General features: G+C 60.7%; 20 protein-coding genes. 10 read left to right on the top strand and 10 right to left on the bottom strand.

The genetic code is table 11. The features are described from left to right. Nucleotides 1–46: 46 nt before the first annotated feature. The 6 genes from pip (at nt 47) to infB (ending at nt 7,356) form a co-directional block, all read left to right on the top strand. Nucleotides 47–1,015 (top strand): prolyl aminopeptidase, encoded by a 969-nt coding sequence (gene pip / locus R1T45_RS05500; RefSeq protein WP_317390339.1) that lies wholly within the window; start codon nt 47–49, stop codon nt 1,013–1,015. Next, nucleotides 1,012–1,878 carry an ABC transporter substrate-binding protein gene (locus R1T45_RS05495; protein WP_317390338.1) on the top strand — a complete coding sequence of 289 codons (867 nt, stop codon included), beginning with the start codon at nt 1,012–1,014 and terminating at the stop codon, nt 1,876–1,878. Before pip ends, R1T45_RS05495 begins: the two co-directional genes overlap by 4 nt. A 152-nt stretch (nt 1,879–2,030) precedes the next feature. Then, the gene (gene rimP / locus R1T45_RS05490; RefSeq protein ID WP_067627882.1) at nt 2,031–2,609 is read left to right on the top strand and encodes a ribosome maturation factor RimP; all 579 of its coding nucleotides are present in this window, start codon (nt 2,031–2,033) and stop codon (nt 2,607–2,609) included. After that, complete coding sequence (gene nusA / locus R1T45_RS05485; protein WP_120349772.1) at nt 2,609–4,237, top strand: transcription termination factor NusA; 1,629 nt, start codon at nt 2,609–2,611, stop codon at nt 4,235–4,237. Before rimP ends, nusA begins: the two co-directional genes overlap by 1 nt. Nucleotides 4,238–4,257: 20 nt before the next feature. Beyond that, nucleotides 4,258–4,878: an RNA-binding protein gene (locus tag R1T45_RS05480; RefSeq protein ID WP_120349771.1), complete on the top strand. Its 621-nt coding sequence runs from the start codon at nt 4,258–4,260 to the stop codon at nt 4,876–4,878. Between the two features lie 9 nt (nt 4,879–4,887). Next, nucleotides 4,888–7,356, top strand: coding sequence for a translation initiation factor IF-2 (gene infB, locus R1T45_RS05475; protein ID WP_132443940.1), 2,469 nt, complete (start codon nt 4,888–4,890; stop codon nt 7,354–7,356). A gap of 9 nt (nt 7,357–7,365) precedes the next feature. Here infB and R1T45_RS05470 read toward each other — a convergent pair whose 3' ends face one another. The 5 genes from R1T45_RS05470 to R1T45_RS05450 form a co-directional block, all read right to left on the bottom strand. Further along, entirely contained in the window at nt 7,366–8,172 is an 807-nt protein-coding gene (locus tag R1T45_RS05470) for a metallophosphoesterase family protein (RefSeq protein WP_067627869.1), read from the bottom strand. Continuing rightward, nucleotides 8,169–9,086, bottom strand: coding sequence for a diacylglycerol/lipid kinase family protein (locus tag R1T45_RS05465; protein WP_317390337.1), 918 nt, complete (start codon nt 9,084–9,086; stop codon nt 8,169–8,171). Before R1T45_RS05465 ends, R1T45_RS05470 begins: the two co-directional genes overlap by 4 nt. Nucleotides 9,087–9,406: 320 nt before the next feature. Next, nucleotides 9,407–9,805, bottom strand: a complete 399-nt coding sequence (locus R1T45_RS05460; RefSeq protein ID WP_067627863.1) for a (deoxy)nucleoside triphosphate pyrophosphohydrolase — start codon at nt 9,803–9,805, stop codon at nt 9,407–9,409. 4 nt (nt 9,806–9,809) lie between these two features. Beyond that, nucleotides 9,810–11,036 (bottom strand): bifunctional glutamate N-acetyltransferase/amino-acid acetyltransferase ArgJ, encoded by a 1,227-nt coding sequence (gene argJ / locus R1T45_RS05455; protein ID WP_120349768.1) that lies wholly within the window; start codon nt 11,034–11,036, stop codon nt 9,810–9,812. Between the two features lie 3 nt (nt 11,037–11,039). Then, a complete protein-coding gene (locus R1T45_RS05450) occupies nt 11,040–11,888 on the bottom strand; it encodes a peptidylprolyl isomerase (protein ID WP_317390336.1) in 849 nt (282 codons plus the stop codon). A gap of 173 nt (nt 11,889–12,061) precedes the next feature. On the opposite strand from R1T45_RS05450, the gene secA reads away from it, so the two are divergent. From secA to R1T45_RS05435, 3 genes are all read left to right on the top strand, one after another. Then, nucleotides 12,062–14,764: a preprotein translocase subunit SecA gene (secA, locus tag R1T45_RS05445; protein WP_317390335.1), complete on the top strand. Its 2,703-nt coding sequence runs from the start codon at nt 12,062–12,064 to the stop codon at nt 14,762–14,764. A gap of 102 nt (nt 14,765–14,866) precedes the next feature. Beyond that, nucleotides 14,867–15,838 (top strand): hypothetical protein, encoded by a 972-nt coding sequence (locus R1T45_RS05440; RefSeq protein WP_120349765.1) that lies wholly within the window; start codon nt 14,867–14,869, stop codon nt 15,836–15,838. Nucleotides 15,839–15,857: 19 nt separating this feature from the next. Next, on the top strand, nt 15,858–17,417 hold the full coding sequence (locus tag R1T45_RS05435; protein WP_067939590.1) for a phosphate ABC transporter substrate-binding/OmpA family protein: 1,560 nt from the start codon (nt 15,858–15,860) through the stop codon (nt 17,415–17,417). Nucleotides 17,418–17,429: 12 nt separating this feature from the next. On the opposite strand, the gene radC is transcribed toward R1T45_RS05435, so the two are convergent. The 3 genes from radC to dnaK all read right to left on the bottom strand — a co-directional run bounded on the left by radC (nt 17,430) and on the right by dnaK (nt 21,459). Further along, nucleotides 17,430–18,143 (bottom strand): RadC family protein, encoded by a 714-nt coding sequence (gene radC, locus R1T45_RS05430; RefSeq protein WP_240791566.1) that lies wholly within the window; start codon nt 18,141–18,143, stop codon nt 17,430–17,432. 164 nt (nt 18,144–18,307) lie between these two features. Continuing rightward, nucleotides 18,308–19,459 carry a molecular chaperone DnaJ gene (dnaJ, locus tag R1T45_RS05425; protein ID WP_317390334.1) on the bottom strand — a complete coding sequence of 384 codons (1,152 nt, stop codon included), beginning with the start codon at nt 19,457–19,459 and terminating at the stop codon, nt 18,308–18,310. A gap of 80 nt (nt 19,460–19,539) precedes the next feature. Continuing rightward, nucleotides 19,540–21,459: a molecular chaperone DnaK gene (gene dnaK / locus R1T45_RS05420; protein ID WP_067939593.1), complete on the bottom strand. Its 1,920-nt coding sequence runs from the start codon at nt 21,457–21,459 to the stop codon at nt 19,540–19,542. Nucleotides 21,460–21,666: 207 nt separating this feature from the next. On the opposite strand from dnaK, the gene R1T45_RS05415 reads away from it, so the two are divergent. Further along, on the top strand, nt 21,667–22,269 hold the full coding sequence (locus R1T45_RS05415) for an alpha-ketoglutarate-dependent dioxygenase AlkB family protein (RefSeq protein WP_120349762.1): 603 nt from the start codon (nt 21,667–21,669) through the stop codon (nt 22,267–22,269). Nucleotides 22,270–22,320: 51 nt separating this feature from the next. Here R1T45_RS05415 and R1T45_RS05410 read toward each other — a convergent pair whose 3' ends face one another. Further along, a complete protein-coding gene (locus R1T45_RS05410; RefSeq protein ID WP_132443932.1) occupies nt 22,321–22,929 on the bottom strand; it encodes an SH3 domain-containing protein in 609 nt (202 codons plus the stop codon). Continuing rightward, the gene (locus R1T45_RS05405; RefSeq protein ID WP_120349760.1) at nt 22,926–23,750 is read right to left on the bottom strand and encodes an ABC transporter permease; all 825 of its coding nucleotides are present in this window, start codon (nt 23,748–23,750) and stop codon (nt 22,926–22,928) included. Before R1T45_RS05405 ends, R1T45_RS05410 begins: the two co-directional genes overlap by 4 nt. Between the last annotated feature and the right edge of the window lie 51 nt (nt 23,751–23,801).

Here is a 23,801-nt window from a genome sequence, read left to right as displayed (position 1 = left end):
TGATCTCCCTGTGCTCTTTTGGGTTCAATGACTATATAGGGCGGCAATGGACAAGTATCCCGACCAAAAACGCGACGCAGCGCATCTTTATCCGCCGGTTGAGCCTTTCGACCAGCGGATGTTGTCTGTGGGGCAGGGGCATCAGGTCTATGTCGAACAATGCGGCAACCCCGATGGTATCCCCGTTGTCGTGTTCCATGGCGGCCCCGGCGGCGGCTGTAGCCCGGCGATGCGGCGTTATTTCGATCCCAAGGTTTACCGGGTGGTACTGTTCGACCAGCGCGGCTGTGGGCGCTCCACCCCGCATGCGTCGGTCACGGACAACACGACATGGCATTTGGTCGCGGATATCGAGCTGATTCGCAGCACACTCGGCATCGACAAATGGATGGTTTTTGGCGGCTCTTGGGGCGCGACGCTGGCGCTGATCTATGCCCAAGCGCACCCCGAAGCGGTGCGTCATCTGATCCTGCGCGGCGTGTTCTTGATGACGCAGGCCGAACTTGATTGGTTCTACGGCGGCGGGGCCGGGCGGTTCTGGCCCGAGCTTTGGGCGCGGTTCGTGAACCTGATCCCCGAAGATGAGCGTGACGATCTGATCGCGGCCTATCATCGGCGGCTGTTCTCGGGCGATCTGCGGGTCGAGCAGGACTATGGCCGCGCCTGGGCCTCTTGGGAGAATGCGCTGGCCTCGGTGCATTCCGATGGCGTTTCGCATGGCGGTCCTTCGGCCTATGCGCGGGCCTTCTCGCGGTTGGAGAACCATTACTTTACCAACAATGGATTTTTGGAGTTCGACGGTCAGATCCTCGAACATATGGGCCGCATCGCGCATATCCCGGGGGTGATCGTGCAGGGGCGTTACGACATGATCTGCCCGCCTTCGGGCGCCTATGCGCTGGCCGAACGCTGGCCCAATGCCGATCTGCGGATGATCCGCAACGCGGGTCACGCCCTGTCAGAGCCGGGGATCAGCGCCGAATTGGTACGGACCATGGATAGGATTGGCCAGTGACGCGCGGGCGCAACTCTTTGCTGGATCGCCGGGCGCTTTTCACCACCGGTGCGGCTGCGGCTTTGCTGGCCGCGACAGGTGCCAGCGCCGGAGAGCCACCCCGGCGCGGGGGCCGTCTGCGGCTGGCGCTTTCCGGTGCCACGCGAGAGGACACTTGGGTTCACGGCGACGGCCTGTTCATGCAGGTCGCGCGGCAAGGGCTGATTTTTGACACGCTGACCGAAGTTACCGGCAATGGCATCCTCAAGGGTGAATTGGCGACTGGCTGGCAAACCAGCGACGGCGCGCGGCAATGGCAATTCGATTTGCGCTCCGATGTGTGCTTTCACGATGGCAGCCCGCTGACCGCCCGCGATGTTGTGGCCAGCCTGCAATCCGTCCTGACCGAAGCTGAGGTCGCGGTGCAAGACGACCTGAAGGTGCAGGTCACATTGGCCGCGGCGAATCCTGACCTGCCGCTGCTGCTGGCGCAATCGCGCTATGTGATCCGCCCCGCCCACGCCCCCGAGGCCGGGATCGGCACTGGGCTTTACAGTCTGCGGCGCTTTTCCGCCGGGCGTCAGGTTTTGGCCGAGCGGGTGGAGAGCCATTACAAGGACGGCACTGCCGGTTGGTTCGATACGGTCGAGCTTGTCTCGATCCCCGCGCAGGACGTGCGCGCGCAGGCATTGAGCGAAAGGCTTGTTGATGCAGCGGATTTACCCGTGCGGCCCCGCTATCGCGAGCGGGGTGATGTGACACTTCAGGCCGATAGTGCTGGCGGGGTCAGCGCCCTGTCGGACGATCTGCGCAAACCGCCGAACCCCGGACGCCAAGCGCCGATGGACAACCTGCGCGCGCCCGAGCGGTGGTGGTTCGGCTGAGAGGGGTTGCAGTTTCAGGCTTTCCGGCCTATATCCCCTTTCAACAGCGGCGCTTTCGGGTCCAAACCGAAGGCTCCACCGATCTTGAACACGGGCCGCGCGCCCGTTTTTTTATGCCTGAACGAAACTGCCTGATTTAAATTGGATGTCTCATGTCGAATGACCTGATTGCCAAAGCTGCCATTGACCGCCGTCTGGCCGAGATCATCACCCCGGTGATCGAGGACATGGGCTTTGAACTGGTGCGCGTCCGCCTGATGTCGGGCAAGTCCACCATCCTGCAAGTCATGGCCGACCGGCCTGATGGCGGGATCGAAGTGGATGAATGCGCCAAGATCTCGCAGGCCATCGGCGCGGTCCTGGATGTCGAAGACCCGATCCTTGACGAATACGCGCTTGAGGTTTCCAGCCCCGGCATCGACCGCCCGCTGACGCGGCTCAAGGATTTCGATGCCTTTGAGGGCTATGAGGCCAAGATCGAAACCACCGAACTGATCGATGGCCGCCGCCGCTTTAAGGGTGAGCTGGCAGGCGTCGAAGGCGGTGAAGTGCTGATCAATGTCGAAGAAGGCACCATCGGCCTCCAGTTCGACTGGCTCAGCGACGCGAAGCTGGTCCTGACCGACGACCTGATCAAAGAAATGCTCCGCCAGCGCAAGGCGTCTGGTGCGATCGACGAAAACGAATTTGATGATATCGAGACTGAAGAGTCTGCTGAGGGAGACACCTAATGGCCATTACATCTGCAAACCAGCTTGAGCTGTTGCAAACCGCCGAGGCAGTTGCGCGCGAAAAGATGATCGACCCCGGTCTGGTCGTCGAAGCGATGGAAGAATCCCTCGCCCGTGCCGCCAAGTCCCGCTACGGCGCCGAGATGGACATCCGGGTCGATATCGACCGCAAGACTGGCAAAGCGACCTTCACCCGCGTTCGCACCGTGGTCGAGGACGAAGAGCTTGAGAACTATCAGGCTGAGTTCACCGTCGATCAGGCCAAGCAATACATGGCCGACCCCAAGGTGGGCGATACCTACGTCGAAGAAGTCCCCCCGGTTGAGATGGGCCGCATCGCGGCGCAGTCGGCCAAGCAGGTGATTTTGCAGAAGGTCCGCGAAGCTGAGCGTGACCGCCAGTTCGAAGAATTCAAAGACCGCGCCGGTACCATCATCAACGGTCTGGTCAAGCGCGAAGAATACGGCAACGTCATCGTCGATGTGGGCGCTGGCGAAGCGATCCTGCGCCGCAACGAGAAGATCGGCCGCGAAAGCTATCGCCCGAACGACCGTATCCGCGTCTACATCAAAGACGTGCGCCGCGAGCAGCGCGGCCCACAGATTTTCCTGAGCCGTACCGCGCCTGAGTTCATGGCCGAACTGTTCAAGATGGAAGTGCCGGAAATCTATGACGGCATCATCGAGATCAAAGCCGTCGCCCGTGACCCCGGTTCGCGCGCCAAGATCGCCGTGATTTCGCATGACGGCTCCATCGACCCTGTCGGTGCCTGCGTCGGTATGCGCGGTAGCCGCGTGCAGGCCGTCGTGAACGAGCTTCAGGGCGAGAAAATCGACATCATTCCATGGAACGAAGACCAGCCGACCTTCCTTGTGAACGCGCTTCAGCCTGCGGAAGTTTCGAAAGTGGTTCTGGACGAAGAAGCCGGTAAGATCGAAGTCGTCGTGCCCGAAGAGCAGCTGTCGCTTGCGATTGGCCGTCGTGGGCAGAACGTGCGTCTGGCCAGCCAGTTGACCGGCCTCGATATTGACATCATGACCGAAGAGCAGGAAAGCCAGCGCCGTCAGGCCGAGTTTGAACTGCGCACCAAGCTGTTCATGGACAACCTCGATCTGGACGAATTCTTTGCCCAGCTTCTGGTTTCCGAAGGCTTCACCAACCTCGAAGAAGTGGCCTATGTCGAAGTCGACGAGCTGCTGGTCATCGACGGTGTGGACGAAGATACCGCTGGCGAGTTGCAGGCCCGCGCCCGCGACGTGCTCGAAGCGCAGAACAAAGCGGCGCTTGATAACGCCCGTGCTCTGGGTGTCGAAGACAGCCTGGTTGAATTTGAGGGTCTGACCCCCCAAATGTTAGAAGCGCTGGCCAAAGACGACGTGAAGACCTTGGAAGATTTCGCCACCTGTGCCGATTGGGAACTGGCTGGCGGCTGGACCACGGTCAACGGCGAGCGTGTTAAGGACGATGGCGCGCTTGAGCCCTTCGAGGTCAGCCTTGAAGACGCCCAAGCCATGATCATGACCGCCCGCGTCATGCTGGGCTGGGTCGATCCGACCGAGCTTGAAGCCGATGCGGACGAAGACGACGTAGAAACAGACGGCGAAACCGCCGAGGAGGCCGAGGCCTAAGCGGGCCTCGGGGGTTGCACATGGGACGCGGTGGCGCCTCGAATGACCGGTCAGACGGTGCGGAACGCAAGTGCATCGCCACGGGCGACGTGCAGCCAAAACACGGGTTGATCCGCTTTGTGATCGGCCCGGACAATCAGGTTTACCCGGATATTCTGGGTAAACTGCCGGGCCGGGGCATCTATGTCTCGGCTGACCGTGCCGCGCTGGAACTTGCGGTAAAGAAAAAGGCCTTTGCTCGGTCGGCGAAACAGCCGGTCACGCTGCCAGACGGGTTGATCGACGAAGTAGAACAACAATTGGCGCGCCGGGTGGTGGACTTGATCTCGCTCCAGCGCAAGGCAGGCAAGGCGGTCGCCGGCTACGAAAAGGTCAAAGGTTGGTTGCAAACCGAAGAGGCCGAAGTATTGATACAGGCCGTAGACGGGTCAGGGCGCGGTAAGTCCAAGCTGAGCACCCCACACTATGGCCATTACATCGGTTGGTTGACAGCCGATGAATTGGGTTTGGCATTCGGTCGCCAAACTGTGATACATGGGGCGCTCGCCTCTGGTGGACTCACGCAACGTGTTGTAGAGGAAGCCGGACGACTTAAAGGCGTGCGCGTAAACGAGGGTGGCAACGGCCATCCGAAAGGATAGACGAGCTTCATGAGCGATAGTGACGGCAAGAAAACATTGGGTCTGCGCGGTGGCGCACGTCCGGGGAATGTAAAGCAAAGCTTTAGCCACGGGCGTACCAAAAACGTTGTGGTCGAAACCAAGCGCAAGCGTGTTGTGGTGCCCAAGCCAGGTGGCCAGAAACCAACCGGGCCGGGCGCCGGGCCGATTGGCGATCCCAAGAAGCGCCCCGCAGGCATCACTGATGCCGAGATGGAGCGTCGTCTGAAGGCCGTTCAGGCCGCCAAAGCTCGTGAGGTTGAGGAAGCCGCCGCGCGCGAGGCCGAGGAAAAGGCCCGCGCCGAAGAGCGTGAGCGCCGCCGGGCCGAGATCGAAGCCAAGGAACGCGAAGAGCGTGAGCGCGAAGAAAGCCTTAAAGCCAAGGCCGAGGAAGACGCCCGCCGCAAGGCAGAGGCCGAAGCCGCTGCCGCAGCGCCTGCGCCCGAACCTGCAGCAGCACGCGAGCCGGGCAGCAAGCCCGCGCCCGCCGCCACGCCGCGCAAAACCACGGACCGTGACCGCGACGACAGCAAGAAGCGCAGCAAAGGTGGCGACAGCCGCCGCGCGGGCAAGCTGACCGTCAATCAGGCACTCGCCGGTGGCGAAGGTGGCCGTCAACGTTCCATGGCGCAGATGAAGCGCAAGCAGGAACGTGCCCGTCAAAAAGCGATGGGTGGTCAGGTTGAGCGCGAGAAGATCGTGCGCAACGTCAATCTGCCCCCGGCAATTGTTGTATCCGAGCTTGCCAACCGTATGGCCGAAAAGACCGGCGCTGTTGTAAAAGCGCTGATGCAGAACGGCATGATGGTCACGCAGAATGAAACCATCGACGCGGATACCGCTGAACTCATCATCGAAGAGTTTGGCCACAAGGTTGTGCGCGTCAGCGACTCTGATGTCGAAGATGTCATCAAAGAGATCGTAGACAAGCCCGAAGACCTGCAAGGTCGCCCCCCGGTCATCACGATCATGGGCCACGTTGACCACGGTAAAACATCGCTGCTCGACGCGATCCGTAATGCGAAAGTGGTTGCTGGCGAAGCCGGCGGGATCACCCAGCACATCGGTGCCTATCAGGTCACGACCGACAATGGTGCGGTGCTGTCCTTCCTCGACACACCCGGCCACGCCGCCTTTACCTCCATGCGTTCGCGCGGGGCTCAGGTAACGGATATCGTGGTTCTGGTGGTCGCGGCGGATGACGCCGTGATGCCACAGACGATCGAGGCGATTGCCCACGCGAAAGCAGCCAAAGTGCCGATGATCGTGGCAATCAACAAGATCGATAAACCTGCTGCAAATCCCGACAAAGTCCGTACCGATCTGCTTCAGCACGAAGTCATCGTCGAGAAGATGTCCGGTGATGTGCAGGATGTCGAAGTCTCGGCCGCAACGGGCCAAGGTCTGGACGAACTGCTCGAAGCCATCGCGCTGCAGTCTGAAATCCTCGAACTCAAGGCGAACCCGAACCGGGCCGCTGTGGGCGCGGTGATCGAAGCGCAGCTGGACGTGGGCCGCGGCCCCGTGGCGACCGTGCTGGTTCAGAACGGCACGCTGCGTCAGGGCGATATCTTTGTCGTGGGTGAGCAATACGGTAAGGTCCGTGCGCTGATCAACGACCAAGGCGAGCGCGTCAAAGAAGCCGGGCCATCGGTGCCGGTTGAGGTGCTTGGCATCAACGGCACGCCAGAGGCCGGTGACGTATTGAACGTGACCGAAACCGAAGCGCAGGCCCGCGAAATCGCCGAGTATCGCGCCAACGCCGCCAAGGACAAACGTGCCGCTGCCGGTGCTGCCACCACGCTGGAGCAGCTGATGGCCAATGCCAAGGCGAACGAAGACGTCAGCGAGCTGCCGATCTTGGTCAAAGCCGACGTGCAGGGTTCTGCCGAAGCGATCGTTCAAGCGATGGAGAAAATCGGCAACGACGAAGTCCGCGTTCGGGTTCTGCACTCCGGTGTGGGCGCGATCACCGAGACGGATGTCGGTCTGGCCGAAGCTTCCGGCGCACCGATCATGGGTTTCAACGTGCGTGCCAATGCATCGGCGCGGAACACCGCGAACCAGAAGGGCGTCGAAATCCGCTACTACTCGGTCATCTATGACCTTGTGGATGACGTGAAAGCGGCTGCGAGCGGCCTGCTGAGTGCCGAGATCAAAGAGAACTTCATTGGCTATGCCAACATCAAAGAAGTCTTCAAGGTCACCGGTGTGGGCAAAGTCGCAGGCTGTCTGGTCACCGAAGGCGTCGCCCGCCGCAGCGCCGGTGTGCGTCTGCTGCGCGACAACGTCGTGATCCACGAAGGCACGCTGAAAACGCTCAAGCGCTTCAAAGACGAAGTGCCCGAGGTTCAGTCCGGTCAGGAATGCGGCATGGCATTCGAGAACTACGATGACATTCGTCCTGACGATGTGATCGAGATTTTTGAGCGCGAAGAAGTGACCCGCACATTGGCCTAAGCCAAGCGCTTACAAGACAAACTCCCCAGAGGCCCGGTCAAATTGCCGGGCCTCTGCTTTTGTGAAGGCCTTTTTGCCGTCGTCAAAGCTGATCCGCGCAAGGTTGACGTGTAGGGGCGAGATATCGATCAAATTGAAATCATTCGGCTCCCCCCGCTGTCGCGACGACAGGCTGGTGCCCGCGTGCAACTGGATCGCTAGATGGCCGTCATGCTCCGGTGCCGGGTGGGCAAAGGTGCCTGCGTGCCAGATGTGCAGATGGCCTGACAGGATCAGGTCCGCGCCGCAGTCCAGAAGCCGTTTCAAGGCCCGCTGCGCGCCCGGAATGGGCCGCTTGTGGGTTTCATTGGGGTGATCCAGCGGATGATGGCACACCGCAATGCGCAACGTGTTCTTTCCGCCGCGCGAGAGGGCACGGCAGGCCCGCCCCAAACGGCGCAGGCCCAGTTTGCCGGTCTGCCATTTGAAGCGGTCGACGGTGTTGATCCCCACAGCGACGAAATCCGCGCCTTCGTGCACCGGGGTCAGATCGTGATGGATCCAGCGCCGGTAGTAACGCCATGGGGCCAAGAACCGGGTAAAGGGCCGGTGCAGGGGGATGTCGTGGTTGCCCGGCACGCTCAAGACAGGCGCATTGATCCGGTCGATAAAGGCCCGCGCCGCACGGTATTCCTTTTCCCTCGCCCGTTGGGTCAGATCGCCCGAGATGATCACCAGATCGGGGTCATAACCGTTCACGGCCTCCAACAAGGGCATAAGAAGGTCGGGCCGGTCCTTGCCGAAGTGCAGGTCGGATAGGTGGATCAAGCGGCTCATCGCACGTCCTTTCCAGAGGCGCGGGGGACGAAAATATGGATGGGAGAGGTGGCACGGGTGAGCCTAAAGGGGCCCTTCATCACTGCGATCTCTCCGTCCCGCGCGACATATCGTTTGCGCTGTTTCATGCGTATTTCGATCTCGGACCCGCAGAGCATTTCATAATCGGTATGATGTTTCGCCATGCCCGTGGCCAACGCCACCGCATGGCGCAGCAGGCCAAAGCGGTAGGTATCGGGGGCGACCAGCAGCACCATATCGCCGCGCGCGATACAGTCTTGCCCGGCCAGACCCATTTGATCCAATTGAAAGGCGTTGTTGACGGCAAATACAAGCGGGGTCCGGAGGTCGGTCTCTTTGCCGTCGACCACAATGGTCAGCTTGAGCGACGTACGGAAATCTATCAAGGCTTTGATCACCGACCAATAGGCGGCGATCCGACTGCGGCCCCAGCGGCGATAGATGCCCTCCCGTGTCTTGAGGATCGCCGGGTAGGCGCCGATGCTGGCATTGTTCAAGAATGTCTCACCGTTGATCGTCGCCACATGGACCGCGCGGCTTTCGCCGCCTGCGATGACATCAACCGCCTCTTGCAGGTCTTCTGGGATGCCCATCGACCGCGCGAAATAGTTGAAGGTGCCCTGCGGGATGATGCCCAGCGGGCGGTCTTGGTCCTTCATGGCCGAGGACACGCCAGAGATCGTGCCATCCCCCCCGGCCACGGCGATGATGCCCTCGGCCATAGACAGGGCTTGACGGGCCGCACTGGCCGGATCATTCCGTTTGTCGATGTGAATGAATTCTGCCGTGATCCCGTGCCGCGCAAAGGCGGATCGGATGGTGCTTTCGGCTTGGTCACCGTTTTGACGGCCCGAACCGCGGTTCAGGATGACAATAGCGCGCTTCGATGACATAAAATCCCCTGCCAAATGCTCAGGGGAAACGCGGTGGAACGCCTATTTGTTCACCTAAATAGGCGTTCCACGCAGATTTTTCAGACTGGTTTGCCTTCGAAAATCTTACCGTCGACTTGAACGGCCATGCGACCGCCCGCCAACATTTTTACAAAAATACCCTGAACGTAAATGGAACTTCCGATTGCGATGGTTCTCAACATGTCGGCACCCTTTCATACAGATGTTACAACTCTGCCTCAGTATGATGCGCTTTGGGTTAAAAAATCCGCAACATGCTGAGTGATTGGGGATCACTAGTGCAATTCTGCCACTCTAGGCTAGAGCCAATCACGCAATATTGATATGAGCGGCACGTCTGCTTCGGGCATCGGATAGCCGCGCATTTCATTGGGACGTACCCATTTCAGGGTCTGCCCTTCGCGCGAAACCGGGGTGCCGCCCCATTTGCGACAGGCAAAAAGCGGCATCAGCAGATGAAAATCACTGTAGCTGTGGCTGGCAAAGGTCAGCGGCGCGAGACAGGATGCCCATGTCTCGATCCCCAACTCTTCGTGCAACTCCCGGATCAACGCCGCCTCTGGCGTTTCACCGGGTTCGATCTTGCCGCCGGGAAACTCCCATAGGCCCGCCATTGGCTTGCCTTCTGGCCGCTGTGCCAAAAGCACCCGGCCATCGATGTCGATCAAGGCCGCCGCGGAAACGAGCACTGTTTTCATAGGGTCAGGACCGGTAGTCGGCGTTGATGTCGATGTAGCCGTGGGTAAGGTCACAGGTCCAGACGGTGCAGCGGCCTTCGCCGAGGCCCAGATCTACGCCGATGACGACATTCTGGCCCTTCATATGGGCGGCGGCATCCTCTTCGGAATAGTCGGGGCTGCGCCAGCCGTCGCGGGCGACTTCGATATCCCCAAAGCGGATCGACAGGCGGTCGCGGTCTGCCGGAGCGCCTGATTTCCCGATGGCCATGACGACGCGGCCCCAGTTGGGGTCTTCACCAGCAATGGCGGTTTTGATCAGCGGCGAATTGGCGATGGCCATGGCGTGGACCTTGGCCTCGTCATCGTTGGAGGCACCGGTGACGGCCACTTCGACGAATTTCTGCGCGCCTTCGCCATCTTTGACGACCTGATGTGCAAGGTCCATCATCACGTCACGCAGCGCCGCGTCGAAGGCTTCGTTGTCAGCGACCTCGACCCCGGAGGCCCCCGTCGCGGCCATGATCAGCGCGTCAGAGGTTGAGGTGTCGCTGTCGACGGTGATGCAGTTGAATGTCGTCTCGGTATGGGTCGAAAGGCGGTGTTGCAGCGCGTCTGTCGCGATTACCGCATCGGTAAAGATATAGACCAGCATGGTGGCCATATCGGGCGCGATCATGCCCGAGCCTTTGGCGATCCCCGCAATAGAGACGGTTTTGCCGTCGATCTCTACGGTCGCGCTGGCGCCTTTGGGGAAAGTATCCGTTGTCATTATGGCCCGCGCGGCGTCTTCGATGCCCGCAGGGTCGAGTTTCGCGTGGAGGTCGCCCAGCACGGCGGTGATCCGTTCGTGGGGCAGGGGTTCGCCGATGACGCCGGTGGACGACGTGAAAACCCGCGATTGCGGCACGCCGCAGGCTTCGGCGGCGGCGGCGGTAATCGCCTCGACCGCGTCGGTGCCGCCCCGCCCGGTAAAGGCGTTGGCATTGCCGGAGTTCACGACGATGGCGGCGCCCTCATCCGAGGCACCGCCGATTTTTGCCTGGCAGTCCAGCACCGGGGCCGCGCGGGTGGCAGAGCGTGTGAACGCCCCCGCCACAGCACTGCCCGGTGCCAGCTTCGCCAACATCACATCGGTGCGCCCTTGATAGCGGACGCCAGCAGCGATGGTGGCGAATGTCACGCCGTCGATAACCGGAAGGTCGGGAAAACGGGCCGGGGCGAGCGGCGAGACAGCCAGTGATTTACCCATGGGTCAGTTCAGCCATTCAATGTTTTTAAGAACAGTTGGGTCGATGCCTTCGGCGGCGCTGCGGTCAACCTCGGCGGCCTCGGTCAGGCTTTCGATAGCTGTCTGTACCTTGGTTTGGCGCACTTGGGTTTCAAGCTCTTCGCGCACGTCTTCCAGCATGGGCGCTTCGCCTGTGCGGGTCTCGTTCAGCTTGATAACATGCCAACCGAACTGAGTTTCCACCGGCTCAGACACGCCACCTGCTTCCATGCCGGCGACGGCTTCTTCAAACTCGGGGACCATCATGCCGGGGCCAAACCAACCCAAGGAACCGCCACCGGGGCCGGAGGGGCCGGTCGATTTTTCTTTGGCAACTTCGGCAAAGTCCGCACCGCCGTCGAGTTCAACCTTGATCGCGTCGGCTTCTTCCTTGGTTTCGACAAGGATATGCGAGGCGTTGAATTCCTGCTCAGGCTCGGCGTCTTTGTACTGCGCGTCATAGGCGGCTTGCAGTTCTTCGTCGCTGACATCTTCGGCCATAACGCCTTCGATCGCCTCACCAGCGGTGAGCGAGCGTGTCTCGTTTTCGATCGACAGGGTCACGCGCGGCGGCAATTCGCCAGTAAAGCTGTCGGCAAGGGCTGTCTGCTGCACAAGCTGATCGAGGATCCCTTGGAACAGCACGTCATCAGGCAGTTGCTGATACTGCTGGGGCAGGGTGGCACGCGCCACGAGCATATGGCCAAGCGTGATTTCAGTGTCGTTGACGGTGGCAACAACCGTGTCGACACCCGGTTCGTCTTGGGCGGCTACAGGCAGCGCCACAGCGGCGGCAAGCGCCAAAGACGACAGAAAAGTGAGGGGTTTTTGCATGGTTGGGTCCAATCGCTTCCTTCGTAGCAGGGCTGCTACATTGACAGTGTATGGCACGCCCCTTACATCGCCTTATGGCGCTGAGAGGCGCGGGCTCATCCACTATCTATGGGCTGCCATGGCGCTCGGCAACCAGATCGGCGCAAGACATCATAACTTCGGCGGGAGATTACATGCTGGGTATCGGAACAATCGCCAAAAAGGTCTTTGGCACGCCAAACGACCGGATGATCAAGGCGACCCGTCCGCTTGTGGCACGGATCAATGCGCTGGAGCCTGAATTCGAAAAGCTAAGCGACGACGAGATCAAGCTGCGCACGGAAGAGTTGGCCAAACGGGCCGATGCGGGCGAGGACCTTGACGATCTGCTGCCCGAAGCCTTTGCCAACTGCCGCGAGGCTGCGCGCCGCACCCTTGGCCTGCGCGCCTTCGACACCCAGCTTCTGGGCGGGATTTTCCTGCATCAGGGCAATATCGCCGAGCAGAAGACCGGTGAGGGCAAGACCCTGACCGCGACCTTCGCGGCCTACCTCAACGGGCTCACGCATAAAGGCGTGCATGTGGTGACGGTGAACGAATACCTCGCCAAACGTGACGCCGAATGGATGGGCAAAGTCTTTGGCGCGTTGGGTCTGACCACCGGGGTCGCCTATTCCGGCATGCCCGAAGATCAAAAGCGCGCGGCCTATGCCTGCGACGTCACCTATGCCACCAACAACGAGTTGGGCTTTGACTATCTGCGCGACAACATGAAGTCGAACCTGTCGGACATGCTGCAGCGCGGGCATAACTTTGCCATCGTGGACGAGGTCGACAGTATCTTGATCGACGAAGCGCGGACGCCGCTGATTATCTCTGGCCCCTCGCAGGACCGCTCGGAGATGTACCAGATCATCGACACGCTGATCCCCTCGCTGACCGAAGAGCATTACGAGCTGGACGAGAAAACCCGCAACGTGACCTTCACCGACGAGGGCAATGAGTTCCTCGAAGAGCAATTGCGCGCCCGTGACCTGATCGAAGAGGGGATGACCCTCTATGATCCCGAAAGCACGACCATCGTGCACCACGTCAACCAAGGTCTGCGCGCGCACAAGCTGTTCCAGCGCGACAAAGATTACATCGTCCGCGATGGCGCGGTGACGCTGATCGACGAATTCACGGGCCGCATGATGCCGGGCCGCCGCTTGTCGGATGGCCTGCACCAAGCGATCGAGGCCAAAGAGGGCGTTGAAATCCAGCCCGAGAACGTGACCCTCGCAAGCGTTACCTTCCAGAACTACTTCCGTCTTTACGACAAACTGGGCGGCATGACCGGCACGGCCCTGACCGAAGCCGAGGAATTCGCCGAGATTTACGGCCTTGGCGTTGTCGAAGTGCCGACCAACGTGCCGATTGCCCGTGTCGACGAAGACGATGCCGTTTACCGCACCGCGCGCGAAAAATACGAGGCCATGATTGAAAAGGTGAAAGAGGCCCACGCCAAGGGTCAGCCTTGCCTTGTCGGCACCACCTCGATCGAAAAGTCTGAACAGCTCAGCGCCATGCTGACCGCCGACGGGATCGAGCATAACGTGCTCAACGCCCGCCAGCACGAGCAAGAAGCGCAGATCATCGCCGAAGCTGGCAAGCTGGGCGCCGTGACCATCGCCACCAACATGGCGGGCCGCGGCACCGACATTCAGCTGGGCGGCAACGTCGAGCTGAAAGTGCTCGACGCGCTGGATGCCGATCCGGAGGCCGATCCGGCCAACATCCGCGCCCAGATCGAAGCGCAGCACGCCGAGGAAAAGCAAAAGGTCCTAGAGGCCGGTGGCCTTTACGTGCTGGCGTCCGAGCGTCACGAGAGCCGCCGCATCGACAACCAGTTGCGGGGCCGTTCGGGCCGTCAGGGCGATCCGGGCCGCACCTCTTTCTTCCTGTCGCTCGAAGATGACTTGATGCGTATCTTCGGCTCGGAACGGCTGGAGAAGGTGCTGACCACGCTGGGCCTGAAAGAAGGCGAAGCCATCGTGCACCCTTGGGTGAACAAATCGCTGGAGCGCGCGCAGGCGAAGGTCGAGGGCCGCAACTTTGACATCCGCAAGCAGCTTTTGAAGTTTGACGACGTGATGAACGAGCAGCGTAAAGTGATCTTTGGCCAGCGCCGCGAGATCATGGAGGCGGACAACCTCAATGAGATCGTCACCGACATGCGCGAGCAGGTAATCGACGATCTGATCGACACCTATATGCCGCCCAAAACCTACGCCGATCAGTGGGACACCCAAGGTTTCTATGCCGCGGTGATCGAACAGTTGAACGTCGATGTGCCGATCATCGCATGGTGCGAAGAAGACGGTGTGGATGATGACGTGATCCGCGAACGTCTGATGCAGGCCACGGATGAGCTTATGGCCAAAAAGGCCGAGGCTTTCGGTGAAGAGAACATGCGCAACATCGAGAAACAGTTGTTGTTGCAGGCCATCGACACCAAATGGCGCGACCACCTGCTGACGCTGGAGCATCTGCGGTCGGTCGTGGGCTTTCGCAGCTACGCGCAGCGCGACCCGCTGAACGAGTATAAAAACGAAGCCTTCCAACTGTTCGAGACGATGCTCGACAGCCTGCGGCAGGACGTGACCCAGAAACTGGGGCAAATCCAACCGATGAGCGAAGAGCAGCGTCGCGAGATGATGCAGGAAATGGCCACCCGTCAGGCCGCCATGCAGGCCGCTGCCACCGAGGCCGCAGATGAGGCATCTGAGCAGGCCGAGGCTGCCGCACCGGGCTTTGACGAAAACGATCCGTCCACATGGGGCAACCCGGGCCGGAACGATCTCTGCCCCTGCGGTTCTGGCAAGAAGTTCAAGCACTGCCACGGCCAGATCACCTGAGCCGCGACATCTTTTCGCCCATAACTTGGCGTTTCAGGGCCATACCCCGGCCCTGATCCCCGCTCATAAAGTCTCCAACGAATCCGTTGAAGGAGACTTGTCATGTGGCGCACTAAAGAAATTCTGACGGCTGTTGGCACTCTCACCTGTGCCGTGGGCATCGGCTATGTCATGCAAAGCTCTGACACGGCGCAGCAGCGTTATGGCGCGGCTGAGGCGCAGCGTCTGGTGGCCGACAATGGCGCGCTGCTCGAAGTTGAGGGCATCACCCTGACCTCTGCCGCGCTGGACAGTCCCATCGCGTTGCCGACGCTGGATGACCGGGTGGTCAAAGCCGCAGCCCCTCAAAGCCTGCCGCCCGCACCTGAGAGCCACAGCACCGCGATCCCCGCGACCTGCGATATCATCGCCACTGCAGACGCCGTGGCCGCCGCGATGGTGAAGCTCAGCTTGGATGCGGCCTGTCTGCCGAATGAACGGCTGACCGTGCACCACAACGGCATGATCTTTACCGAAGTCACCGATGACAAAGGGCGGTTGTCCGTCTCCGTCCCGGCCCTCGCGGAAGAGGCTGTTTTCATCCTTGCCTTTGGCAATGGTGACGGCGCTGTGGCGCAGACCACTGTGCCCGAATTGTCTGATTTCAACCGTGTCGTGCTGCAATGGAAAGGCACCGCGGGGTTTGAGCTTCACGCCCGTGAGTTCGGCGCGGATTACGGCGATGCGGGCCATGTCTGGTCCGGCGCCCCGCGCGATATGACCGCTGCTGTGCTGGGCGAAGGCGGCTTCATGACCCGCAATGGCGACACCGACACCGCTGAGCCGTTGATGGCCGAAGTCTATAGCTTCCCGGTCGCCAAAGCGGCGCAGGAGGGCGATGTCGCGCTCAGTGTTGAGGCAGAGGTGAGCGAGGCCAACTGCGGGCTTGAGATCGAAGCGCAGGCGCTGGAATTGCGTGGCGACGATCCGGTGAAAACCCAGAACTTGACCCTCGCCGTGCCGGAGTGTGATGCGGTTGGCAACTTTCTGGTGTTGAATAATTTGCTCCAAGACCTGAAAGTCGCGCAGAACTGACGCAACCGGGTAGGTCTTGATGAACGGGTTGAAACGTGCGGCGATCAGCGCCGCACTTTTGCTTTTTACGGCGGTTACGGGCGCGGCGCAGGATATCGCGCTGACCTCGCGCGATGGCAGCGTTGAACTCAGCGGCACTTTGCTGGGTTTTGACGGCGAATTCTATCGGGTCGAAACCGACTACGGCGAGCTGACCGTCGACAGCAGTGGCGTGTCCTGCGCCGGGCCGGGTTGCCCCAACCTTGAGGATTTCGTGGCCGAGGTGCGGTTCTCGGGCTCGGCGACCATGGGGGCGGTGCTGATGCCCGCGCTGATCGAAGCCTTCGCGGCGCGGCAGGGCTATACGGTCAACCGCGAAGACGGGGAAGGCGGACGTTTCGCGCTTCTGCTTTCGCGTCAGGATGATGGCAAACTGGCTGCGCGATTTGATTTCCGGGCGACCAACACCAACGAAGGCTTTGCCGATCTTCTGGCGGATGAGGCCGATGTGGTGATGGCCCTGCGCGAAGTGCGCCGCGAGGAGCGGATAAATGCCCGCGAGTTGGGGCTGGGCGATCTGACCGGCGCCAATCGCAGCCGGGTGCTGGCGCTTGATGCGGTGGTGCCTGTGGTTGCCCCGTCCAATCCGGTGAAACAGATCTCGCCGTTGACCTTGGCCCGGGTGTTTTCCGGTGAGATTAAGAACTGGCAGCGCCTAGGTGGGCCGGACGCGCCCATTGAACTGCATCTGCCCACCGCCGACAGCGGCTTGAGCCAAGCCATTGTGGATCAGGTATTAACGCCCGCCGGGCTGGAACTGAGCGGCGATGTCACGCGCCACACCATGCCCGACGCGCTGGCTGAGGCGGTCGCGCGGGATGTCTTTGCCCTTGGAATCACCAGCTATGCCGAACAGGGCGGGACCGAGGTGCTGACCCTTGGCGGCAACTGCGGCTTTGCGCTGGATGCCGCGCGGCGCACGATCAAAACCGAAGATTACCCGCTGACCGCGCCGATGTTCCTCTATTTCCCGGCGCGCCGGCTGCCGCTGATCACACGCGAGTTTCTGGCCTTTACCCGCGGCCCCTCGGCGCAGATCGTGATCCGTAGGGCCGGGTTCGTGGATCAGACGCCCGAAGAAATCCCGGTAGAGGAACAGGGCAACCGCTTTGCCAATGCCATTATCACGGCGGGGATCGAAACCCCGTTGGAAGAATTGCAGCGCATGACGGCGACGCTGGTGCCGATGGCGCGGCTGACGACCTCTTTCCGGTTCGAGGCAGGCTCGATCCGGCTTGACGCGCAGTCGCGCTCTAACGTTCAGCAATTGGCGCGGGCGCTGGAGCAGGGGCAATATGACGCGCGGCGGTTGATGTTCGTGGGCTTCAGCGATGGAGAGGGCGTAGCGAGGGCCAACCGCGAGATCGCGCTGCGCCGGGCCGAGGCAGTGCAACGTGCCGTCAGCGCCGCCGCGGTGACCGCCAACCTGTCGCGGATCGATCTGCGGGTAGATGCCTTTGGCGAGGCGATGCCGATTGCCTGCGATGACAGCGAATGGGGCCGACAGGCCAACCGGCGGGTCGAGGTTTGGGTGCGCTGAGGAGCGCGGGCCTTACAGGTGTCCTTCGCTCCGAAAACTCAGCTCGCGCGATTTGCCGATGATCAGGTGGTCATGCAGGGTCAGTCCCAAGGCGTCACAGGCGGCGGCGACCTGCCGGGTCATGTCGATGTCTGAGCGTGACGGGCTGGGGTCGCCCGAGGGGTGATTGTGGACGAGGATGATCGCGCTGGCGTTCAGTTCAAGCGCGCGTTTTGCAACCTCGCGCGGATAGACCGGGACATGATCGACCGTGCCTTTCGCCTGTTCCTCATCCGCGATGAGGATGTTCTTTCGGTCTAGGTAGAGCACGCGAAACTGCTCCATCTCCAGATGGGCCATGGTGGTGTGGCAATAGTCCAGCAGAGCGTCCCAAGAGGACACGATATGCCGCTGTAGCACCTTCGCCCGGGCCAGCCGCTGGGCCGCAGCCTCAACGATCTTGAGCTCGACAATCACCGCTTCGCCAACACCTTTGATATCGCGCAGGCGGGTGGCTGGGGCTGTGATGACGCGGTTAAAGTCACCGAACCGGTCCAGAAGTTCACGCGCCAGCGGTTTGACATCACGGCGGGGGATGGCGCGGAAAAGGACAAGCTCCAGCATCTCATAATCCGGGATGGCGGCGGCGCCCCCATGGACAAAACGGCTGCGGAGGCGCTGGCGGTGGTCTGCAATATAAGAGGGTTGTTTGCCCGTATTGGACGGCGGTCTGCGCGCTTCATCCATCAGGAAGGGAAGGGGCTGATCAGCCAAGGTTCTCGGGGCACGGGTCATGACCAGAGTCTTGCGCGAAGGTGGTTAGGATTCGGTTAACAGGGTTTTGACGTCCTATTTACCTTGTGCACCTAGGGGTGCGGGTGAGGCGCGCGATACGCCTCACCCGGCCAAATTTAACCCTTCATCGAATCCCAGAAGGATTTGACGGAAGAGAAGAAATTGCTGCTTTCCGGGTTGTTGTTCTGGGCTTCGCCCTCAAACTCCCGCAGCAGTTCTTTCTGTCTGTTGGTCAGGTTCACCGGGGTTTCCACCGCCAGTTCGATGATCATGTCACCGACGCCACCGCCTCGCAGCGGGGGCATGCCCTTGCCACGCAGACGCATCTGGCGACCCGATTGGCTGCCTGCAGGGATCTGCACGCGGCCACGACCCCCGTCGATGGTGGGCACTTCGATATTGCCACCCAAGGCGGCCGTGCTCATCGACACGGGAACGCGGCAGAAAAGGTTCGGCCCGTCACGCTCAAAGAGCTCATGTTCGGCCACCTCGATAAAGATATAGAGATCACCCGACGGCCCCCCGCGCATGCCCGCTTCGCCCTCACCGGCCAACCGGATACGGGTGCCAGTTTCAACACCAGCGGGGATGTTGACCGAGAGCGTGCGCTCTTTCTCAACACGGCCCGCGCCGCGGCATTTCTTGCAAGGATTCTTGACGATCTGACCCATGCCAGAACAGGTGGGGCAGGTACGCTCAACAGTGAAGAAACCCTGCTGTGCACGCACCTTGCCCATGCCCGAACAGGTGGGACAGGTCGAAGGCTCTGCGCCGCCCTCGGCACCGCTGCCATCACAAGAGTCGCACTGGACAGAGGCCGGAACGGTGATCGACTTTTGCATGCCCGAGAAGGCATCTTCGAGCGAGATGCGCAGGTTGTAGCGCAAGTCGGCCCCGCGCGCGGCGCGACGGCCACCGCCGCCACCCCCACGCTGACCCATAAAGTCACCGAAGAGATCGTCGAATACATCGGAAAAAGCCGAAGAGAAATCGCCCTGACCGCCGCCCATGCCGCCGCCGGGACGACCGCCACCCATGCCACCTTCAAAGGCGGCGTGGCCGTAGCGATCATAGGCCGCTTTCTTGTCGTCGCTTTTCAGCACGTCATAAGCTTCGCCCACTTCTTTAAACTGGGCTTCGGCGTTTGGGTTGTCTTTGTTGCGGTCGGGGTGAAGGTCTTTGACCTTGCTGCGGTAGGCCTTCTTGATCTCGTCGGCAGAGGCCCCTTTGGCAACGCCAAGCACCTCGTAGTAGTCACGTTTTGCCATGGGTTATCATGCTCCTGCGCTGGAACGTGATGGGCCGGCCCGTCTGACGGACCGGCCCTTTCACAGGTTCCGTTTCACGCTTACGCGCGCTTGTCGTCGTCCAGATCTTCGAACTCGGCGTCGAGGATGTCATCGTCGCCACCCTGCGATTGCTGAGCATCCGAAGGCTGCGCCGTATCGTCGTTGCCTTCTTCCTGAGCGTTCTTATAGATAGCTTCGCCCAGTTTCATGGCCGATTCAGTGACGTTCTGGATGCCGGATTTGATCTTGTCGGCGTTGTCGGTTTCCAGTTCGTCTTTCAACGCGGCAATGGCCAGTTCGATCGCTTCGACGGTGGTCGGGTCAACCTTGTCGGAATGCTCTTCCAGCGACTTTTCGGTCGAGTGGATCAGCGATTCCGCTTGGTTTTTCGCTTCGATCAGCTCGCGGCGGGATTTGTCCGCCTCGGCATTTTCTTCGGCGTCTTTCACCATCTTGTCGATATCCGCATCCGACAGACCACCCGAGGCTTGGATCGTGATCTTCTGCTCTTTGCCGGTGCCTTTGTCGAGCGCGCCAACCGACACGATGCCGTTGGCGTCGATGTCAAAGGTCACTTCGATCTGCGGCATGCCGCGTGGGGCAGGCGGGATGTTCTCAAGGTTGAAGGCACCGAGCATCTTGTTGTCGGCAGCCATCTCACGCTCACCTTGGAAAACCCGAATGGTCACAGCGTTCTGGTTGTCTTCGGCGGTCGAGAAGACCTGAGACTTTTTCGTCGGGATCGTGGTGTTGCGGTCGATCAGACGGGTGAAGACACCACCCAGCGTTTCGATACCCAGCGACAGCGGTGTCACGTCGAGCAGAACCACGTCTTTCACGTCGCCTTGCAGAACACCGGCCTGAATGGCGGCACCAAGGGCCACAACCTCGTCAGGGTTCACACCCTTGTGCGGCTCTTTACCGAAGAACTTGGTCACTTCTTCTGCGACTTTCGGCATCCGGGTCATACCACCGACCAGCACGACTTCGTCGATGTCGGAAGCCGAGAGACCGGCATCCTTCAGCGCGGCGGCGCAGGGCTTCATCGACGCTTTGATCAGGTCACCCACAAGGCTTTCCAGCTTGGCGCGGGTCAGCTTCATCACCATGTGCAGCGGCGAGCCGTCTTTGCCCATCGAGATGAAGGGCTGGTTGATCTCGGTCTGGCTGGAGGAAGACAGTTCGATCTTCGCTTTCTCGGCAGCTTCTTTCAGACGCTGCAGGGCCATCTTGTCTTGCGTCAGGTCAACGCCGTTGGCCTTTTTGAACTCATCCGCAAGGTAGTTGACGATGCGCATGTCAAAGTCTTCACCGCCGAGGAACGTGTCGCCGTTGGTGGATTTCACTTCGAACAGGCCGTCGTCGATCTCAAGGATGGTCACATCGAATGTACCGCCGCCAAGGTCATAGACCGCGATGGTTTGCGTGTTCTCTTTGTCGAGACCGTAGGCCAGCGCGGCAGCTGTCGGCTCGTTGATGATCCGCAGCACTTCGAGACCGGCGATCTTGCCGGCGTCTTTGGTGGCCTGACGCTGGGCGTCGTTGAAGTATGCGGGCACGGTGATAACGGCCTGCGTGACTTCCTCACCCAGATAGCTCTCTGCGGTTTCTTTCATCTTACCAAGGATGAAGGCTGAGATTTGGCTTGGGGAGTATTTCTCACCACGGGCTTCGACCCATGCGTCGCCGTTGCCGCCATCAATGACGTTGAACGGCATGTTCTTTTTGTCTTTGGCCAGATCCGCATCGTCGTTGCGGCGGCCGATCAGGCGCTTAACGCCAAAGACAGTGTTTTCTGGGTTGGTGACCGCCTGGCGTTTCGCCGGCTGGCCGACAAGGCGCTCATCGTCGGTGAAGGCGACGATCGACGGCGTTGTGCGCGCGCCTTCGGCGTTTTCGATTACGCGCGGCTGGCTGCCATCCATGATGGCGATACAGCTGTTGGTGGTGCCAAGGTCAATACCGATTACTTTGGACATGTTTCGATCCCTCTTTGAATCTAAGGCGATGACACGAGGCGCGGACCCGTTTCGGCATCCTGCCCCGATCTGTTGACATCGAAGACCACGTGCCTTCGACGGTTCGGAGCGTATATAGGGAGGGTATTTGCACCCTGCAACCATTGGCTGGTCAGGATGGTCGCGATTCCGTGATGTTTTTGCCAAACGAGTGAGGAAGAAAGAAAAATGACTGCTTTGCGCCTGCGGGGCTTCGATATCCACAAAGAATTTCTGGGAAGAGCGGCCCAGCAGGAGGTGCTGGACGCGGTGCGCGGTGTGGTGCGCGAGGCGCCATTCTTTCGCCCCGAAGTGCCGCGCGGCGGGCGCATGTCGGTCCGGATGAGCGCCGCGGGGCGCTATGGTTGGTTCTCGGACCGGCGCGGCTATCGTTACGTCACCGAACATCCCGATGGCCAGCCATGGCCCGAGATCCCCGCACCGATTCTGGCGATCTGGGACAAGTTGACGGGGTTGGAGCGTCGTCCCGAATGCTGCTTGATCAATTACTACGATGCCGATGCGCGCATGGGGCTGCATCAGGACCGGGATGAGGCGGACTTTCAGTGGCCCGTGGTCTCGGTCTCCTTGGGGGATGACGGGTTGTTTCGGATCGGCAACCTGACCCGAGGCGGCAAGACGGAATCGATCTGGCTGCAGTCAGGCGATGTGGTGGTGATGGGCGGAGAGGCACGGTTGACCTACCACGGGGTGGACCGGATCAAGCCCGGCACCTCGACCCTGCTGCCCAAGGGGGGGCGGATCAATTTGACGCTTCGGGTGGTGGAGTAACGTTTTCTTTTGAAGAAAACGGCGACGGACTTTTTTGAAAAGTCCGTCGTTTCAGCGGCTGAGGGAACAACACCCTGTCTGATGTTGCCAGCCATCATTTCCATGCAAAAGAAGGTCGACCGCAAGCCCATAGGCGCGGTCAGACATGCCATCGCTACAGGCACGCGCCGTAAGCGCGGCAATGGCCGCGCCCTGCGGCCCCTCGGCGATCATGTGAAAACTGTCGCGCCGCCCCTGCGCCGGGCCAGACTGCGTGATGCGGTAATCGCGTGCGCCGCCCGCCATGGCATCATAGCTCAGCGTCTCGCCGGTCACCTCAAAAGACCAAAACGGCTCCGTCCCGCCGCAATGGGCCACGGGTGGCATCGCACCGGCCCATTGGCCCGGTTGCCGGGTGAGGAAACGCAGAGAGACCCAGCCGCCCCCTTCGCCCGTATTGATCAAGCCCCAGCCGTGATGGTCGTCGGGGCGGATCACTTCGATGTTCTGCGCATCAGGCTCAAAACTGCCGATGATCGGGGCGCTGGCGCTCGGGGCTTGGCGAATGTTCAACACGTCATGCGCCGCGACACCGCTGACGTCATGCAGGGCGGGCCATGCCTCCTGCGTCGCCCAAACAGGCAGCGTCCAGAGGCAGAGAAGGATCGCCAGCAGTCTCACCGCCGGGCATTCCAACTGATCGACGCATGGCGGCGGGTATAGAATTCGCCCATCAGCCCGATCATCAAAAGCACCAGACCAACCCAGAGTGGGTATTCCCAACTGCTGTAGCGCGGGTTGTAATTGATGAAGGCAAAGCCGCGCGCCTGATCGATGCTGTGAAACAGTGGGTTCCAATCAAACATCGCCAGCATATAGCCGGGCAGAGAGTTGGCGAGGAACATCTTGCCCGAGGCGATCATATTGGCACGTTGATAGACGGTCGAAAAAATCGTCACGAAGGACGGAAACCACGGCTTGATCGCCAGCATCACCAGCCCAAGCGCACAGCCGGTAAACCACGCGGTGAGCATCATCCCGAAAGCGGCAAAGGGCTGATCGATGGAGATCGGGGTCACCGCCACATGGTAAATAAACAAGATCACAAAGAGCGACAGCACCTGAATATAGAGCGACCCGACCGCCGCCGAAGCGATGGCGATGATCGTATTCATCGGGGCGTGCTGCATCATCGGGCTTGCCGGCCCCTCTGACCCGGCGACCGCGCCCAATGCCTTCACATGGGTGAGGTAGAGAAAGATGCCAGACATCAGATAGACAAGAAAATCACCGCGTACGGCTGACCCGCGCATCCCGAGGATTGAGAACATCACATAGAAGGCCAGCACGAACATCACCGTTTGCAGCATGTTCATCGCGATGGCGATGAAGGCGTTGTTGTGCTGTTTGCGCACGTTGCGCACCACGGAATGGTAAACCAACTCTGCAATGGAGAGAGCCGAGCCGAAGCCGGATTTCGGCTTTCTGGAGGATTGGAACATGCGCGTGTCCTTGACGAAGCCCTAACGTGGCACGGAATTCTTGCTGTTCCG

The organism is Sulfitobacter sp. LC.270.F.C4 (assembly GCF_032922545.1).
GTDB classification, from domain to species: Bacteria; Pseudomonadota; Alphaproteobacteria; order Rhodobacterales; family Rhodobacteraceae; genus Sulfitobacter; species Sulfitobacter profundi.
Note: the sequence above shows the minus strand (reverse complement) of the source record. Positions and strands in the feature narration are given on the sequence as shown.